The organism is Agrobacterium burrii (assembly GCF_017313405.1).
Lineage (GTDB): Bacteria > Pseudomonadota > Alphaproteobacteria > Rhizobiales > Rhizobiaceae > Agrobacterium > Agrobacterium burrii.
Genome location: NZ_JAFLNA010000014.1, coordinates 1 through 15,441 on the forward strand (window position 1 = coordinate 1; position 15,441 = coordinate 15,441).

Consider the following 15,441-nt stretch of genomic DNA (forward strand, 5'->3'; position numbering starts at 1 on the left):
AACCATGGCAAAACGCTTGACACAAAAGACAGTCGCTCATCCCGCTGCCGCGGACTTCTCCCCGGCGGGGAGAAGAAGCTGGTGGCACCCGCTCGTTCCACTATCGCTTCCGCTTTATCCACCCAACCGCTTCGTCGTTTCGCGCACGATCAGCTCGAACCCGACATCCACCCGCGCGCCCTCAGGGACGGCTGCACCTTTTTCCGGTTCCAATATCGAAAGCAGCAATTCGCCGGCCTTGCGGCCGATCATCTGGGCATCAACCCGGATCGTCGAAATCGCGGGGTAACATTGCCGGCTGATATCAAAATCGCCGAAGCCGAGGATGGAAATCTGGTCAGGCACGGGAATACCGCGGCGGTGACATTCCATCAGCGCGCCGACGGCGGAAATATCGGAGACGGCGAAAATGCCTTCGACATCGGGCGCCTTCGCGAGCAGGGAGCCGAGCGTCTTTGCCCCGTGATCGTAGGAGACCGGCGCGCTGCCTTCGCGGATGATGAGATCATCGGAAATGCCGGCTTCGCGCAGTGCCGCCGCAAACCCCACGAGGCGGCTTTCGCCGCGCCAGTCGTTCACAGTGCCGTCAGCCCTGGAGCCTAGTGCGCCTATGCGCTTTAAACCAAGCGAGATCAGATATTTGGCGGCGTTTCTTCCCACCTCGTAGTTGGAAAAGCCAACAGCGTGGTCGATCGGGTGTTCGGGAACATCCCAGATTTCCACGATCGGGATGCCGGCACGCATCAGCACTTCGCTCGCCATCTTGGTATGCACCGTGCCGGCGACGACGATGGCATCGGGGCGGCGCTCCATCATGGTGCGGATGACGCGCTCCTCTTCCTGCAGGTCATACATCGTATAACCGATCAGCAACTGGTAATCAGCCGCGCGCAGCGCCTTGGCCAGCCCCTGCGCGCTGTCGGCGAAGTTGGAGTTGGTGAGCGTCGGCAGAATGGCGGTGATGAAATTGGTGCGCCGGGAAGACAGCGAACCGGCGATTCGATCCGGCACATAGCCAAGCTTCTCAATCGCCTTCATCACCTTCTGGCGTGTCTCTTCCGACACCAGGGCAGGATCGGCCAGCACCCGCGAAACGGTCATCTTGGAGACGCCCGCGAGTTTCGAGACGTCGCTCATGGTTGCTTTTTTCGACGTGACTAACGCTGCGGCCAAGGGCGTGCGCTCCACCAAAGCATGTCTCCCTAAATTCGAACCGTTTCAGGACAAGACATACACGAAGATATCAAGGGAAAGCACGCCGTATGATTGCATATCAATGCGGCGTGCACCGGATTTATGCGACGCGGCTATAGACCAGATGGTAAAAACGTCCGTCGCACATGCTCATCATCTCGTCCGTCAGCACCCGGCCTTCCAGCCGAACCGGCGAGACCAGCGCTTCCTCCACGGCTTCCATCGACGGATAGTCGATTTCCTGCACCATGATGATCGCGGCTGCATCCGGGTCGGTGCGCTCGGTGCGCATCACTCGCACGGCCTGCGCATTCGGCATACGTTTCCAGACTGGCAGCAATTTTTCCTCAACGATGCGGAAAAACTCCTCCTCCCGGCCGGGGTGGATCCTGCCTTCGAAAATTGCCGATCGTGTATACATGGGTTCCTCCCGAATGAATGTCCGATGCAACAGTTCTGTAGATCGGACTTGCAATGATACCGATAACATGCATTATTGATCCTGCCAAGAACGTGAAACGGTGTCGACAAGAGGAAAATCGATAACCAGCCGAAATTGTTGAATTTTAAGGAAAATTCACATGGTTTTGAGCTTTTGCGGTTTCTTGGGAGGAGTTTTTTGTCAATCGCGGTGAAATGTTATCGAGAACATTTTTCGCTTTGCGCAAGATCGCTGTCCCGCTTTGGGCAGCCACTTAAAAGGTTGGAGGAGAAACCATGAGCATATCCAGATTTCTGAAGAACGTGACCGTTGCCGTCAGTGTTGCCGCTGCAACGCTTGCCGCCACCACATCCGCCCATGCTGTCTCGCTGAGCGAGATCACGGCGCGCGGCAAGGTCAAGATCGGTGTTCTGACCGGCGCTCCGCCGATGGGCATGGTGGATGAGAAGGGCAATCCTTCCGGTTATGACGTGGATGTCGCCAACCTCATCGGCACTTATCTGTCGCTGCCGGTCGAGCTTGTGCCGCTGACGCCGCCGGCCCGTATTCCGGCCCTGCAGACCGGCAAGGTCGATTTCCTTGTTGCGACGCTTGCGCCCACCGGCGAACGCGCCAAGACGGTCATGTTCACGCAGCCCTACAGCGCTTTCAACATGGATATCATTTCCGGCAAGGACCAGAAGTTCGAAAATCTCGAAAGCCTCAAGGGCAAGCGCGTTTCGGTCAATCGCGGTTCCTCGCAGGAGACCGCGCTGCGCAAGGCCAATGTCGAAGGTCTTGAGATCGTCGTTTACGAGGACGATTCGACCAGCGCCCAGGCTCTGCTTGCCGGCCAGGTCGATGCCGTGGCACTGCCGTCCACGGTTGGTGAGGCTATCATCAAGCAGCGCCCGGAAGCCGGTCTGCAGGTTGGTTTCACCTTCTTCCAGCAGGGCAATTCCATGGCGACGAAGATCGAGGATTTCGAGCTGCGCCAGTGGCTGAACACGTCCATCTATCTCATGAAGATGTCGGGCGATCTCGACCGTATCTCGGTGAAGTGGACCGGTCGTCCGCTGCCGCAATTGCCAAGCTTCTGATTGAGCCTTTCAACGCGTCCGCCGGAGAAAAATTTCCGGCGGACCGGGAAATGTCAACGGAGTGACGCATGTCCTATACTTTTCAATTCGGCGCGCTCGCCCAATATCAGAATGAAATTCTGAACGGCATATGGCTGACGATCAAGCTGTCGGTCCTCTCCATCGTGCTCGGCTGCGCTTTCGGCATTCTTCTGGCCTCACTGCGTTCCATCAATGGCGGCATCGTCCGCATCATCGTGGACGCCTATGTGGAGGTCATCCGCAACACGCCGTTCCTGGTGCAGCTGTTCATCGTCTATTTCGGCCTGCCGGGTCTCGGATTTCGCGTTGGAGCCGATACGGCTGCGCTGATCGGCATGACGATCAACCTTGCCGCCTATTCGACGGAAATCATCCGCGCCGGCATTGAGGCGGTGCACAAGTCGCAGATCGAGGCGGGCGAAGCGCTGGGCTTTACGAAATACCAGATCTACCGCCACGTCATCATGGTGCCTGCCATCGCCAAGGTCTATCCTTCACTGTGCAGCCAGTTCGTGCTGATGATGCTGGCGTCGAGCATTTGTTCGGCCATTTCCACCCATGAGCTTGCGGCCGCCGCCGCCTTCGTGGAATCGCAGACCTATCGCTCCTTCGAGGTCTATATCGTCGTCACGCTCATCTATCTGGCGCTGGCGCTCAGCCTGCGGCTCATCCTTGCGCTTGTCGGCATGTGGCTGTTCGGCCGCCGTGTGGCCCGCAAGACGATGACCGCTTTGCCGGAGGTGCAGTCATGACCCTTAGAACTTTCGGCTGGAACGAATTCGGCTTCCTCATTACCGCCCTGCAATGGACCGTGCTTCTGACGATCATTGCGCTTATCGGCGGCGGTATTGTCGGCTTTTTTATCGCGCTGGCCCGTACCTCGGATTTGAAGGCGCTGCGCATTGCCGCCGGCACCTATATCCAGGTCATTCAGGGCATTCCGGTGCTGATGATCCTGTTCCTGTCCTATTATGGCCTCAGCCTTGCCGGACTGGAACTGCCGCCTTTGATCGCCGCCGGCGCGTCGATGACCATCTATACATCTGGTTATCTCGCCGAAATCTGGCGCGGCTGCATTCAGGCGGTGCCGAAGCAGCAATGGGAAGCGTCGGAATCGCTGGCTCTTACCCGCGCCCAGCAATATCGCTACGTCATCCTGCCGCAGGCGATCCGCATTTCCCTGCCGCCGACCGTCGGTTTTGCCGTTCAGGTCGTCAAGAATACGTCCATCGCATCGATCATCGGTTTCGTCGAACTGGCAAGAGCGGGGCAGCTCATCAACAATGCCACGTTCCAGCCGTTCCGCGTCTTCGTCGCGGTGGCCGTACTTTATTTCATCGTCTGCTACCCGTTGTCCCAGCTGTCGCGTTGGCTGGAAAGGAGGCTTCATGCCGGAAGTAATCGTTGAAAACGTTCACAAGAGCTTTGGCGCTCTGGAAGTCCTTAAAGGCGTGTCGCTGACGGTCGGTCGCGGTGAAGTCTTCGCCCTCATCGGCCGCTCGGGTTCGGGCAAGAGCACGCTGTTGCGCTGCATGAACGGGTTGGAGAAGATCAATTCGGGCCGCATTGAAATCGCCGGTCATTCTTTGGCTGGAGACGCCAAGGCGCTGCGCAAGCTGCGCACCGATGTCGGCATCGTCTTCCAGAGCTACAATCTTTTCCCGCACCTGACAGTCGGCGAAAACATCATGCTCGCCCCGCGTATCGTCAAGGATGTGGCGAAATCGGAAACGAAGGATATCGCCCGCGAGGTTCTTCATCTCGTCGGACTGTCGGAGAAATATGATTCCTATCCCGACCAGCTTTCCGGCGGCCAGCAGCAGCGTGTGGCGATTGCCCGCTCGCTTGCCATGCGACCGAAGGTGATGCTGTTCGACGAGGTGACCTCGGCGCTCGATCCGGAACTGACGGAAGAGGTGCTGACGGTCATGGAAAACCTCGCCAAAGACGGCATGACCATGATCCTAGTCACCCATGAAATGGCCTTTGCGCGCCGCGTGGCCACCGAAACCATCTTCATGCACCAGGGCAAAATCTGGGAGCAGGGCCGGTCTTCGGAACTGTTCACCAATCCGCAAACGCCGGAACTCCGGCAATTCGTCAAGGCCGATGTGAAGTAGTTCACCGGCGCAAAGGAAAATCCATGACTACTGAAATCGTGCAACTGTGCCCGCTGATCCCGGCACTGGAAGAAGAACTTGCGCAGCGCTTCACCGTGCACCGCCTGTTCGAGGCCGCGGACAAGGCGGCGTTCCTTGCGGAAAAAGGCGCAGCCATTCGGGGCGTCGTCACCGGTGGCCATATCGGCCTGCCGGCGGATATTGGTGCTGCACTCCCCAATCTCGAAATCGTCGCCATCAACGGCGTCGGTTTCGACAAGGTCGATCTGGTCGAAGCCAAACAACGCGGTTTCCGTGTGTCCAACACGCCGGATGTGCTGACAGCCGATGTTGCTGACCTCGCGCTCGGTCTCGTTCTGGCGCAGGCGCGCAAGCTGCCGCAGGCGGACCAGCATGTGCGCACGGGGCAGTGGCTGAAGGGCGATATGGGGCTCTCCACCCGTGTGGCTGGCCGTCGTTACGGCATTTTCGGCCTAGGCCGCATCGGTCAGGCAATCGCAAAGAGGCTCGAAGGTTTTGACGCGCGGATTTCCTATACCGCACGAAACCGCCGCGATGTCGCTTATGACTATCACGACAGCATCGAGGCGCTGGCTGCCAATTGCGACGTGCTGATCATCGCCGCCGCTGCCACCGCTGAAACACGCCACATCGTCAATGCAGGTGTGCTGAAAGCGCTTGGGCCACAGGGCGTGCTCGTCAACGTCGCGCGTGGTTCGCTGGTGGATGAGAAGGCGCTGGTCGAGGCGCTTTCGAACGGCACGATCGGTGGTGCGGCCCTCGACGTCTTCGAGGATGAACCACGTGTGCCGGAAGCGCTTTTCGCCTTCGACAACGTCACGCTTGCCCCGCATGTCGGCAGCGGCACGCACCAGACGCGACGCGCCATGGCCGATCTTGTTCTTGCCAATCTCGACGCGCATTTTGCGGGCAAGGAACTGCCGACCCCGGTGGTCTGACATATCCTCTATCTAAGCCTTTAATCTGACGGCGCGGCATTTATCCGCGCCGTTTCGAATAGCGCTTTCGGCTGTTCCTGGTTTAGGCTGCAAAAGGGCAGCCATTCGCCGGTAATCTAGGTCCGCCGTTCATATTTATATAATATGTATAATCCTACTATTCTGCTTCATTATAAAGCTATGAGGCGGAGAGGTGCGTTCCAAAGGCCCGAAGACACCCGAGCAGAACCGGATGTCGCGAATGAAGCGCGACGTTACACCATCTGCCCCTCCCGCAACGACTGAAAACGCCAATCCCTCCGACCGGCATGTGCTTCTGGAAGCGATGATCAATCATGTGCCGGATTTCATCTATGCCAAGGATCTGGAGGGCCGTTTTCTTTTTGCCAATCGCGCCATCGTTACCGAGAACGGCTTTGAAAGTGTCGAGGAGCTGATCGGGCTCACCGATGGCGACATTCATGGAGATGTGGCGCGCCGCGCCGGCATTCCCGATACCGAAGCGCGGGTCATGCGCACCGGAGAGCCAGATCTTGGCTATGAGGAACCCGCCATGCGTGGCGATATCGACCGTTGGTTGATGATGTCGCGAGTGCCGCTGAAGGATGAGGCCGGCAAGATCATTGGTGTGGTTGGCGCTTCCAGGGATATTACCCAGAAGAAGGCCTCGGAAAGACTGCTTCAGGCGCAGGCGCGCATTCTGGAAATGATCGTCGCGGCGGCGCGGATCGAAGATTTTCTCGAGGAATTCGTCAAGGCCATTGAAAACCTTGCCACCGGGCTTGCCTGTGCTGTCAGGGTGTTCGAGGCGGCGGCGGGAGAACCGTCCGTTTATGCCTCGCCGGCGCTGGTGCCGCATCCGGGCCTGACGGCGCTTATTTCCAACGCCAACGATCCCGCGAGCCTTACCTATCCAGCCGACAGCACGGCTTTCAGTTTCGACATTCCCGCCAGCGAGGGCAAGGCGCATGGCTTTGTCTGGTGCGTGCTGGCGGGCCGCCAGCCGGATGCGGCGCTGATCGAATTCATCGGGGCTGCCGCCCGCATGGCGGGGCTGGCGATCGACCGGAAACGTGCAGCCGCGCATATCGCCTTTCTGGCCGATCATGACATGTTGACCCGGCTACCAAATCGCCGTTTTCTCGATACGCGGCTGCCGGAAATATTGGCGGCGGCGGCGAAGGCAAAACGGAAGGTCGGCATCGGTTTTCTCGATCTCGATAATTTCAAGCAGATCAACGATACGCTTGGCCATAGCGTTGGCGACGCGCTGCTTTCAAAGACGGCGGAGCGCATAACGCACAGCCTCAGCCGAAATGATCTCGTGTTGAGGGTGGGCGGCGACGAATTCGTCGTCATTCTGGAAAAGCAGAAACATGGTTTCGAAGACCGTTTGCAGCGCATTCAGGCGGCGGTTTCGCAGCCGCTGCGCATCGGCAACTACGATATCAAAGTTACCTGCAGCATCGGCATGGCGTTTTTTCCCGAGCACGGGGAAACCACGGCGGAAATCGTCGCTGCCGCCGACCTTGCCATGTATGAGGCCAAACATAATGGCCGGGATGGCATCGCCACCTTCACACCGCGCATGGCGGACGATCTGAGAAAGAAGTTCACCCGCATTGAGGAGTTGCGTAAGGCGGTGGAGCGGGATGAGTTTGTCCTGCATTTCCAGCCGCAGGTTGATCTTCTCACCGGCCGTATCAGCGGGGTGGAGGCGCTGGTGCGCTGGCAGCACCCGGTGGAGGGTCTGCTGGCTCCGTCGGAATTCATCGGTCTTGCGGAAGAAACAGGCCTTATCGTGGAGCTTGGCGAAAGCATTCTGAAAAAAGCCTGCCAGCAGGCACAGGCTTGGATCATGGCCGGCCTGTCGCCCGTTAAAATGGCGGTCAATATCTCGCCCCGGCAGTTTCAAGGTGGGCTTGTGGAGCAGATCCAGTCGGCGCTGAAGGAAACCGGTCTTTCGCCCTCGTTGCTGGAAATCGAAATCACCGAGACGCTCATCATCCAGGACGTCGAAACATCCGTGCGGATCATGCGCGCCATCAAGCAGATGGGCGTCAGCCTCGCATTGGACGATTTCGGCATCGGTTATTCCTGCCTCGGCATGCTCAAGACCTTCCCTTTGTCCTGCATGAAGATAGACCGCTCGTTCCTCACCCATTTGCCGGAAAAAACCAAGGACAGCGCCATCGTCTCGATCATGATCCAGCTTGCGGGATCTCTGGATATCGACGTTATTGCCGAGGGTGTGGAGACCAGCGAACAGGCGGCGTTTCTGCGCGCCGCCGGCTGTCCCTACGGGCAGGGTTATTATTTCAGCCGCCCGGTGCAGGCGAATGCGATTGAAGACATGCTGGCGAAGATGACGACATTCCCGACAGGCCCCGCCGGCAATCTGCAATAAACCCCACTTGGTGGCCCTTTTTTGACGGGCCTGATCTGAGCTGTCGCCGAAACTGTTCCGGCCGGATGCCTGTGCCTTTTATTACAACAACCTCAAACGTCTTTGTGATTGTTCCGGGTCAGGATGTCGGGTAACTGTCCCTTCGCGCCAACATAGATTTATTTATTATAATAAATAAAATTATTATAATCGGCTATTTATATTAAGTAATAAATTCTATTATTTGAAAATAAAAAATGAAATTATTATATTTTAAACTATTGATCTGTTGTAATTTTACTACTTAATACGTTTGTGTACTTTTATTGTATTTGCAATCTGCCGATTTGAATTGCGAGTCTGCCGTACTTTCTGTCATTTGCTGAATCAGCGCAGAGAAGCGGGCGGCAGGGAAAGACCAGCCCACAGTTTTGCGCATTCGTTGAAAAATTTTTGACTGGAGATTACAAATGAACATCAAGAGCCTTCTTATCGGCTCCGCTGCAGCTCTCGCAGCAGTATCCGGCGCACAGGCCGCTGACGCTATCGTCGCTGCTGAGCCGGAAGCCATGGAATACGTTCGCGTTTGCGACGCTTTCGGCACCGGCTTCTTCTACATCCCCGGCACCGAAACCTGCCTGAAGTTCGACGGTTACGTTCGTTTCCAGACAGACTTCGGTCGTGACCAGTCCGGCACGTCCGACTGGGATTCGTTCACGCGCGCTCAGTTCAACGTTGACACCCGCTCTGACACCGAGTTCGGCCCTCTGCGCGGCTATTTCGGTTTCCGCGGTCAGGCCGACCAGGACAGCAGCCGTGGCGTCGTTCTCGATCAGGCTTTCATTGAAATCAACGGCCTGAAGGTCGGTTTCTACTACAACTGGTGGGATGACGGTCTCTCTGGTGAAGTTGATAACCTCAGCTCCAACCAGACCCGCCTGAACGCCATCCGCTACACCTACGATGCTGGCTCCTTCTATGCCGGCGTTGCTGTTGAAGAACTCGAAGGCGTTATTGCCGGTAACTCGATCACCACATCGGGCAGCACGACGACCATTCAGCGCAACAACCTCGGCGTTAACCAGAACAACTGGACGAGCCTCAACCGCCAGGGCGACAACAATGTCGGCGTCAGCGCGATTCTCGGCGGTAAGTTCGGTGGCGTTAAGGCTAACTTGCTCGGCGGTTACGACACCGACGCTGAAAACGGTGCGATCCGCGCGATCGTAACGGCCGACGTTGGTCCGGGTACTTTCGGCCTCGCTGGTGTATGGGCATCGGGTGCGAACGCATATTACGAAGAGTCTGAGTGGTCCGTTGCCGCTGAATACGCGATCAAGGCTACCAAAGAGCTGACCATCACCCCCGGCGTTCAGTACTTCCGTACTCTGGATATTGGCACGGATGGCAAGTTCACGGGCGACCGCGATGCTTGGCGCGCTGGTGTAGCTGTTGGCTACAAGATCACTTCCGGCCTCTCCACGCTCGTTTCGGTTAACTACCAGAGCGTTGATGGCAACGAAAGCGTTCGCAGCGGCGTTGGCAGCGGTGCCGGCGACCAGTGGACCGGTTTCGTTCGTCTGCAGCGTTCGTTCTAATAGCCTGCATAACCAAAAAGCCTAAACCGGGTTAGACAACTCAGATCCACCCCGTTTCCGAGCGGGTGAGTCACTAGCTCCAGTCAAAGTTCCTGACATGACGTCAGGTTTGCTCCCCGGACCCCTCCAGGCCGGGGAGTTTTTCTTTCTTCAAAAAAAGGTCTCCGGCAATTTCACTTCCGCTATCGGAAGGATGCCGGCCCATTACCATCTTCCTGGTCAGTACCGCTCTGTTGCCCGTGAGCCGCCGGCTCCGGTGGTCGGGGAGGGTGGACGGGTTCGTCGAAGGTCCGCAACAGGCGGCCCCAGCCCGGGTCGTGCATGTGCGCTTCGAGACCGGCGCGGGCGGCGAGGGCCAGCGCTTCTTCCTGGCCGAAGTTGAGCGCGGCATCTACGTCGGTTGTCAGAACCCGGCCGTTTTCCATCAACATCCTGCCATCGACGAAAACAGTATCGACATCGCTGCCCAGCACCTGATGCACCAGCCGATGCACCGGCATCCACATCGGCATCAGATGCGGTTTGCGCATGTCGATGATGACGACGTCGGCCTTTTTGCCGATTTCCAGCGAACCGATCTCGTCCTCCATGCCGATGGCATGGGCGGCGTCGATGGTGATCATTTCGAATATCTTGCCGGGCGGCAGCAGGTAACGATCATGGTTGTGCAGCAGATGCTGGGTGAATTGCGCCAGACGCGCCGTCTGCAACATGTCGAAATGGCGGCTGGGGGCCGCGCCGTCGGTGGTGATGGCAACACGAATGCCTTTCGACATCATTTCCATGATTGGCGTCGCCCGGCCGGGCGGAGCGTGGGTAACGCGAGTTCCGGTTTCGGCCAGAATGTCGATCTCGTCATGCGAGATGCCCCAGCAATGCTGGAGATGGATATCAGGGCCAAGCAGCGCATTTTCCTTGTCCTGATACGCCATGCGGATCTGTCCGGCAAAAGCATCCGAATGCAGCCTGACACCGGTCTTTCGTGCCGTTTCACGGATCCTCCGCGCTTGCATCCGGTCATTTTCCGTCAGTTTCACCGCCTGATCGGGCGTCGAGGCATTGGAGGGCTCAACTGATGGAACGATGGTGAAAGGTGTGAGGAACACGCTGATGCGGCCATCCGCCCTGCCGTTCAGGGCCTCGATGGTTGCCTCGCTGCCCTCTATCATCTCTTCGAAGCTGATATGGCGGCGCTCCGGCGAACCGCTCTCCCATCGGGTAACGGGGTGCGGCCATGGCAGGCCGGAAGGGCCGACACAGATGATTTCGCGAAGGCCGATCTCCTCATAGGCGCGGGCGTGGTTGATGGCAAAGACGGGGTCGTCGGCGCGCGGCATCGAGGTGATGATGCTGGCACCGGTCGTCACGCCGGCGCGTAACCGCTCAATGCCGGAGACCAGACCGTCGGCGTACCAGTAATCGCGGGTGACATAATGATAATAGGTCGGCGTCACGACCTTCATCCACATGGCATTGGTATCGGCGGCAATGCTGCGGATCAGCGCATGCCCGGCATGGCCATGCGCATCGATCAGGCCGGGAATGATGAGTTTTCCCCGGCAGTCGATGATCTGCTTGTCGGGGTGACGTGACGCAAGCTCCCCGGCCGTGCCTATATCAACGATACGATCATCCTGAATGGCAAGGCCGCCATCCTCGATAATCCGTCTTTCGCGATCCACGGTGACGATCGTGCCGTGCAGCAGCAGATAACTTCCCATTTGCCTTCTCCCATATGTTTGTAGTCAGTATCCAGAAATTCACAATTTTGAATACGATAATTGTCAACAATATTATTGACAATAAGGCCGGGCAAAACAATACTCCGCTTGCTCAGCCGCCTGCCGGCTTTCCAACGACCTATAAAAAGGGGGGATCAAATGTCCCGAATTAGAAGTTTTGTCTTGGCCGCCATGGCCGCCGCCGCCATTGCCGCTCCCGCAAGCGCAGAGACCCTTCGCTGGGGTAGCCGCGCCGATCTTTATTCGCTCGATCCGTATTCGGTGCCTTCCACCTCCAACCTTGCTTTCCTCAATCACATCTATGAAGGGCTTGTCCGTTACGGGCCGGACTTCAAGATCGAACCGGCGCTGGCGACGGAGTGGAAGCTCGTTGATGGAAAGACCTGGCGCTTTACCCTGCGCAAGGGCGTGAAGTTCCATGACGGCTCGGATTTCACCGCTGATGATGTGGTCGCGTCCTTCACGCGCGCTTCAGATGCCACCTCGCCATTGCGCGGCAATATTCCGGTCTTTGCCGGGGTCAAGAAGGTCGATGATTACACTGTCGATCTCGACGTCAGCGCGCCGACCTCGCTTTTCCTGAACGACATCACCAATATCTTCATTTTCAACGCCAAGTGGTTGAAAGATAACAATAGCGAGAAGCCGACCGATTTCGCCTCCAAGGTCGACGGTTATACGACGATGCACACCAATGGCACCGGGCCGTTCAAGCTCGAAAGCCGTGTGCCCGATAGCAAGACGGTTCTCGTCGCCAATGACGGCTGGTGGGATCAGAAAAAGCACAATCTCGACCGTATCGAATTCGTCCCGATCGCCTCTGCCGCGACACGTGTTGCAGCGCTGCTTTCCGGCGAGATAGACCTGATCGATTCCGCGCCGATCCAGGACCTGCCGCGGCTTGAAACCTCGGCCAATATCACGGTGAAGAAGCGCACCGAACTGCGCACGCTGTTCATCGGTTTCAACCGTCGTGAAAAGCTGGAAGACGGCAAGCCCAACCCGTTTAACGACCTGCGTGTGCGTCAGGCATTCGAGGCGTCGCTTGATCGCGATCTCATCAACAAGAAGGTCATGCGCGGCCTTGCAAGGCCTTCCGGTTCGCTCATCGCGCCCGAAATCGCGGGTTATGCCAAGTCGCTCGATACCTATGAACCCGCCGATCCGGCAAAAGCGCAGAAGCTGCTTGCCGATGCGGGGATGAAGAACCTCGCTTTCACCTACACCTGCATGAACGATGAAAGCATCAACGAGGAAGATATCTGCTCCGGCGTTGCCAACATGCTGAAGCGCGGCGGTTTCCAGCCGACGATCGACATTGCCCCGCGCTCCGTGCAGTCGCCCAAGCGCAACGGCGGCAAGGCCGATGTTTTCAACCTCAGCTGGGCGAACGAGCCGACGCTTGATGCCTTCTCGTTCCTGTCGCAGATCCTGTCGACCCGCAAGGGTGCGATGGGCGTCTCCAATTATGGCGGCTGGTCGAACCCCGAAATCGACAAGCTGGTGGGAGAGGCGGCACAGGAGCAGGACAACACCAAACGTCTCGCGCTTGAAGAAGCCGCTTTGAAAATCGCCAAGGATGAAACCATGCTTGTTCCGCTGCATCAGCAACCTATTGCATGGGCCATGCTCGGAAAGGTCAAGAGCGTCGATTTCCGTGCCGATAACAAGCCGCGTCACTGGCTGACACAGCTCGACAAATAATGCAGAACGCTGGAAGGGCGTCGGCCTGTCGCCGAACGCCTTTCCAGCCTTTTCCGGCGCAGTTTGCCTCAGCCGTTGAAACCGTGATGCTCACGGAAGGGACGGACGAAATGCGATCCTCCGCCGGTGCAATTGTCGACAATGTGACAGGCTCATGCGCCAGGCATCGTCGCATCGTTGCGAAAGCTCTGCCCTGTCTCTGGAAGAGAATGGTCGAACCTGGCACGCCTTGTGGCGCGGGTTCGCATCCGAGAGGTAACCATGCTGGTTTTCATCATCAAGCGTTTGGGAAATGCCGTGCTCGTCATGCTTTCCGTCGCGCTTATCGCATTTCTCATTTTCCGGCTCGCGGGTGATCCCGTTGAGCTGATGGTCGGCGAACAGACCTCGCAGGAGGATCGGGCGGCCCTACGTGAGCGCCTCGGCCTCAATGACAGCCTGCCGACGCAATATCTGCGGTTTGTCAAAGATGCGGCAGAGGGCAATTTCGGCGTTTCCTATCGCAACGGCCAGCAGGTGCTGCCGCTGATAGCGGAGAGGTTTCCGGCAACGCTGGAGCTTGTTCTCGTCGCCACTGTCCTTTCGCTGGTCGTCGGTCTGCCGCTTGGGGTGCTGACGGCAATCAGGCGTGGCAAGTGGTATACGGAGGGCCTGCAATTCCTGTCGATCGTCGGCGTTTCGCTGCCGAGTTTCGTCGTTGGCATTCTGCTCATTCTCGTCTTTTCGGTGTCGCTCGGCTGGGCGCCGGCCTTCGGTCGGGGAGATGTGGTGCAGATCGGCTGGTGGTCCACCGGGTTGCTGACCTCCTCCGGGCGTGCGGCCATCATTCTGCCGGCCATTGCGCTTTCGCTTTATCAGATCACGCTCGTCATGCGTCTGGTCCGCGCCGAGATGCTGGAGGTGTTGCGATCCGATTTCGTGAAGTTTGCGCGTGCCCGTGGCATTCCCCGCTGGCGCATCTACTTCCGCCATGCGCTTCGCAACTGTCTCATGCCTGTCGTGACGCTGACGACGATGAATGTCGGCTCGCTCATCGCCTTCGCGCTGATTACGGAAACGGTCTTCCAGTGGCCGGGCATGGGCATGCTGTTCATACAGGCGGTGACGTTTCTCGATATTCCCGTCATGGCGGCCTATCTCTGCATCATTTCCTTCATCTTCGTTGTTCTCAACACGTTCGTCGACATTGCCTATGCGGTGATCGATCCGCGTCTGCGCACCGCGCGTTAACCGAAGGGAGCCGGTTTCATGACAGACCTTCCACAAATGGCAAAACCCGCCCGCCGGTCGCTTTTCAGCCGCATGCGCGACAGCGATCTCTACTGGTCCTTCAGTCGCAGCAGATCGGCGAAAATCAGCGCGCTGGTCCTCTCAATCCTGATCCTCGCTGCCATATTCGCGCCGCTGATCGCGCCGCAAAACCCCTATGATGGCGCTTCGCTGGACATGTGGAAGGCCGAGTTGCCGCCGGTCTGGCAGGAAGGCGGCGAATGGCCCTATCTGCTTGGCACGGATACGCAGGGGCGGGACATGCTCTCCGCCATTCTTTACGGCACACGCATATCGATCGTCATCGGTGTCGCTTCCGTGGCGCTGTCGCTGGTCATCGGCATGACGGCCGGGCTGGTCGCTGGTTACTTCGGCGGCTTTGCCGATAACCTCCTGATGCGGATCGGCGACATCACGCTCTCCATCCCGACAATTCTGGTGGCCATCCTCGTCTCGACGGTGGTGCGGCAGATGTTGCCGGACAGTCTGCGCGAGGTGGGGGCATCCGCCGTGCTGATTTTCGCCATCGCCCTTTCCGCCTGGGTGCAATATGCGCGCACCGTGCGCGCCCAGGCCATCGTCGAAACCGGCAAGGATTATGTGCAGGCGGCCAAACTCATCGGCGTTCCCGCCCGTCGCATCATGGCCAACCATATCCTGCCCAATACGCTCACACCGATCATGGTTGCCGCCACGCTCAATTTCGGCATGGCGATCCTCACCGAAGCGACGCTGTCCTTCCTCGGCATCGGCATGCCGCCCAGCCAGCCTTCACTCGGAACGCTGATCCGTATCGGCAATCAGTTCCTGTTCTCGGGTTCGTGGTGGATCGTATTGTTTCCCGTTTTCCAGCTCTGTCTGCTCGTCGTCACCGTCAACCTTCTGGGTGACTGGCTGCGCGATGCGCTCAATCCGAAACTGAGGTGA

Annotated in this window: 13 protein-coding genes; 10 read left to right on the forward strand and 3 right to left on the reverse strand. The window is 58.0% G+C overall.

Features of this window, described 5'->3' with window-relative positions:
- Positions 1 to 114: 114 nt before the first annotated feature.
- Both JZX89_RS22220 and JZX89_RS22225 read right to left on the reverse strand, forming a co-directional pair.
- Positions 115 to 1,137 carry a LacI family DNA-binding transcriptional regulator gene (locus JZX89_RS22220; protein WP_153516075.1) on the reverse strand — a complete coding sequence of 341 codons (1,023 nt, stop codon included), beginning with the start codon at positions 1,135 to 1,137 and terminating at the stop codon, positions 115 to 117.
- A gap of 157 nt (positions 1,138 to 1,294) precedes the next feature.
- Positions 1,295 to 1,615: a hypothetical protein gene (locus JZX89_RS22225; RefSeq protein ID WP_046801224.1), complete on the reverse strand. Its 321-nt coding sequence runs from the start codon at positions 1,613 to 1,615 to the stop codon at positions 1,295 to 1,297.
- 296 nt (positions 1,616 to 1,911) lie between these two features.
- Between JZX89_RS22225 and JZX89_RS22230 the strand changes: the two genes are divergently transcribed.
- The 7 genes from JZX89_RS22230 to JZX89_RS22260 all read left to right on the forward strand — a co-directional run bounded on the left by JZX89_RS22230 (position 1,912) and on the right by JZX89_RS22260 (position 9,799).
- A complete protein-coding gene (locus tag JZX89_RS22230; RefSeq protein WP_207135313.1) occupies positions 1,912 to 2,715 on the forward strand; it encodes a transporter substrate-binding domain-containing protein in 804 nt (267 codons plus the stop codon).
- Positions 2,716 to 2,783: 68 nt separating this feature from the next.
- Positions 2,784 to 3,488 carry an amino acid ABC transporter permease gene (locus tag JZX89_RS22235; protein ID WP_207135314.1) on the forward strand — a complete coding sequence of 235 codons (705 nt, stop codon included), beginning with the start codon at positions 2,784 to 2,786 and terminating at the stop codon, positions 3,486 to 3,488.
- On the forward strand, positions 3,485 to 4,144 hold the full coding sequence (locus JZX89_RS22240; protein WP_149901008.1) for an amino acid ABC transporter permease: 660 nt from the start codon (positions 3,485 to 3,487) through the stop codon (positions 4,142 to 4,144). The genes JZX89_RS22235 and JZX89_RS22240 overlap by 4 nt, the downstream gene beginning before the upstream one ends.
- A complete protein-coding gene (locus JZX89_RS22245; protein ID WP_207135315.1) occupies positions 4,125 to 4,856 on the forward strand; it encodes an amino acid ABC transporter ATP-binding protein in 732 nt (243 codons plus the stop codon). The genes JZX89_RS22240 and JZX89_RS22245 overlap by 20 nt, the downstream gene beginning before the upstream one ends.
- A 23-nt stretch (positions 4,857 to 4,879) precedes the next feature.
- The gene (locus JZX89_RS22250; RefSeq protein ID WP_207135316.1) at positions 4,880 to 5,815 is read left to right on the forward strand and encodes a 2-hydroxyacid dehydrogenase; all 936 of its coding nucleotides are present in this window, start codon (positions 4,880 to 4,882) and stop codon (positions 5,813 to 5,815) included.
- A 232-nt stretch (positions 5,816 to 6,047) separates the two neighbouring features.
- Positions 6,048 to 8,222 carry a putative bifunctional diguanylate cyclase/phosphodiesterase gene (locus JZX89_RS22255; RefSeq protein ID WP_207135317.1) on the forward strand — a complete coding sequence of 725 codons (2,175 nt, stop codon included), beginning with the start codon at positions 6,048 to 6,050 and terminating at the stop codon, positions 8,220 to 8,222.
- A gap of 449 nt (positions 8,223 to 8,671) precedes the next feature.
- A complete protein-coding gene (locus JZX89_RS22260) occupies positions 8,672 to 9,799 on the forward strand; it encodes a porin (RefSeq protein ID WP_174375061.1) in 1,128 nt (375 codons plus the stop codon).
- A 182-nt stretch (positions 9,800 to 9,981) separates the two neighbouring features.
- On the opposite strand, the gene JZX89_RS22265 is transcribed toward JZX89_RS22260, so the two are convergent.
- On the reverse strand, positions 9,982 to 11,520 hold the full coding sequence (locus JZX89_RS22265) for an amidohydrolase family protein (protein WP_207135318.1): 1,539 nt from the start codon (positions 11,518 to 11,520) through the stop codon (positions 9,982 to 9,984).
- Between the two features lie 159 nt (positions 11,521 to 11,679).
- Here JZX89_RS22265 and JZX89_RS22270 point away from each other — a divergent pair, with 159 nt between their 5' ends.
- The 3 genes from JZX89_RS22270 (at position 11,680) to JZX89_RS22280 (ending at position 15,441) form a co-directional block, all read left to right on the forward strand.
- Positions 11,680 to 13,245 (forward strand): ABC transporter substrate-binding protein, encoded by a 1,566-nt coding sequence (locus JZX89_RS22270; RefSeq protein ID WP_149901014.1) that lies wholly within the window; start codon positions 11,680 to 11,682, stop codon positions 13,243 to 13,245.
- Between the two features lie 261 nt (positions 13,246 to 13,506).
- On the forward strand, positions 13,507 to 14,475 hold the full coding sequence (locus tag JZX89_RS22275) for an ABC transporter permease (RefSeq protein ID WP_046801232.1): 969 nt from the start codon (positions 13,507 to 13,509) through the stop codon (positions 14,473 to 14,475).
- A gap of 18 nt (positions 14,476 to 14,493) precedes the next feature.
- Entirely contained in the window at positions 14,494 to 15,441 is a 948-nt protein-coding gene (locus JZX89_RS22280) for an ABC transporter permease (protein ID WP_149901015.1), read from the forward strand.

What these genes read in the sequence shown, in the direction of transcription:
- JZX89_RS22275 (WP_046801232.1), top strand. Translation starts at nt 13,507, where the DNA reads ATGCTGGTTTTCATCATCAAGCGTTTGGGAAATGCCGTGCTCGTCATG.
- JZX89_RS22270 (WP_149901014.1), top strand. Translation starts at nt 11,680, where the DNA reads ATGTCCCGAATTAGAAGTTTTGTCTTGGCCGCCATGGCCGCCGCCGCC.
- JZX89_RS22225 (WP_046801224.1), bottom strand. Translation starts at nt 1,615, where the DNA reads ATGTATACACGATCGGCAATTTTCGAAGGCAGGATCCACCCCGGCCGG.
- JZX89_RS22220 (WP_153516075.1), bottom strand. Translation starts at nt 1,137, where the DNA reads ATGAGCGACGTCTCGAAACTCGCGGGCGTCTCCAAGATGACCGTTTCG.
- JZX89_RS22280 (WP_149901015.1), top strand. Translation starts at nt 14,494, where the DNA reads ATGACAGACCTTCCACAAATGGCAAAACCCGCCCGCCGGTCGCTTTTC.
- JZX89_RS22230 (WP_207135313.1), top strand. Translation starts at nt 1,912, where the DNA reads ATGAGCATATCCAGATTTCTGAAGAACGTGACCGTTGCCGTCAGTGTT.
- JZX89_RS22245 (WP_207135315.1), top strand. Translation starts at nt 4,125, where the DNA reads ATGCCGGAAGTAATCGTTGAAAACGTTCACAAGAGCTTTGGCGCTCTG.
- JZX89_RS22240 (WP_149901008.1), top strand. Translation starts at nt 3,485, where the DNA reads ATGACCCTTAGAACTTTCGGCTGGAACGAATTCGGCTTCCTCATTACC.
- JZX89_RS22260 (WP_174375061.1), top strand. Translation starts at nt 8,672, where the DNA reads ATGAACATCAAGAGCCTTCTTATCGGCTCCGCTGCAGCTCTCGCAGCA.
- JZX89_RS22265 (WP_207135318.1), bottom strand. Translation starts at nt 11,520, where the DNA reads ATGGGAAGTTATCTGCTGCTGCACGGCACGATCGTCACCGTGGATCGC.
- JZX89_RS22255 (WP_207135317.1), top strand. Translation starts at nt 6,048, where the DNA reads ATGTCGCGAATGAAGCGCGACGTTACACCATCTGCCCCTCCCGCAACG.
- JZX89_RS22235 (WP_207135314.1), top strand. Translation starts at nt 2,784, where the DNA reads ATGTCCTATACTTTTCAATTCGGCGCGCTCGCCCAATATCAGAATGAA.
- JZX89_RS22250 (WP_207135316.1), top strand. Translation starts at nt 4,880, where the DNA reads ATGACTACTGAAATCGTGCAACTGTGCCCGCTGATCCCGGCACTGGAA.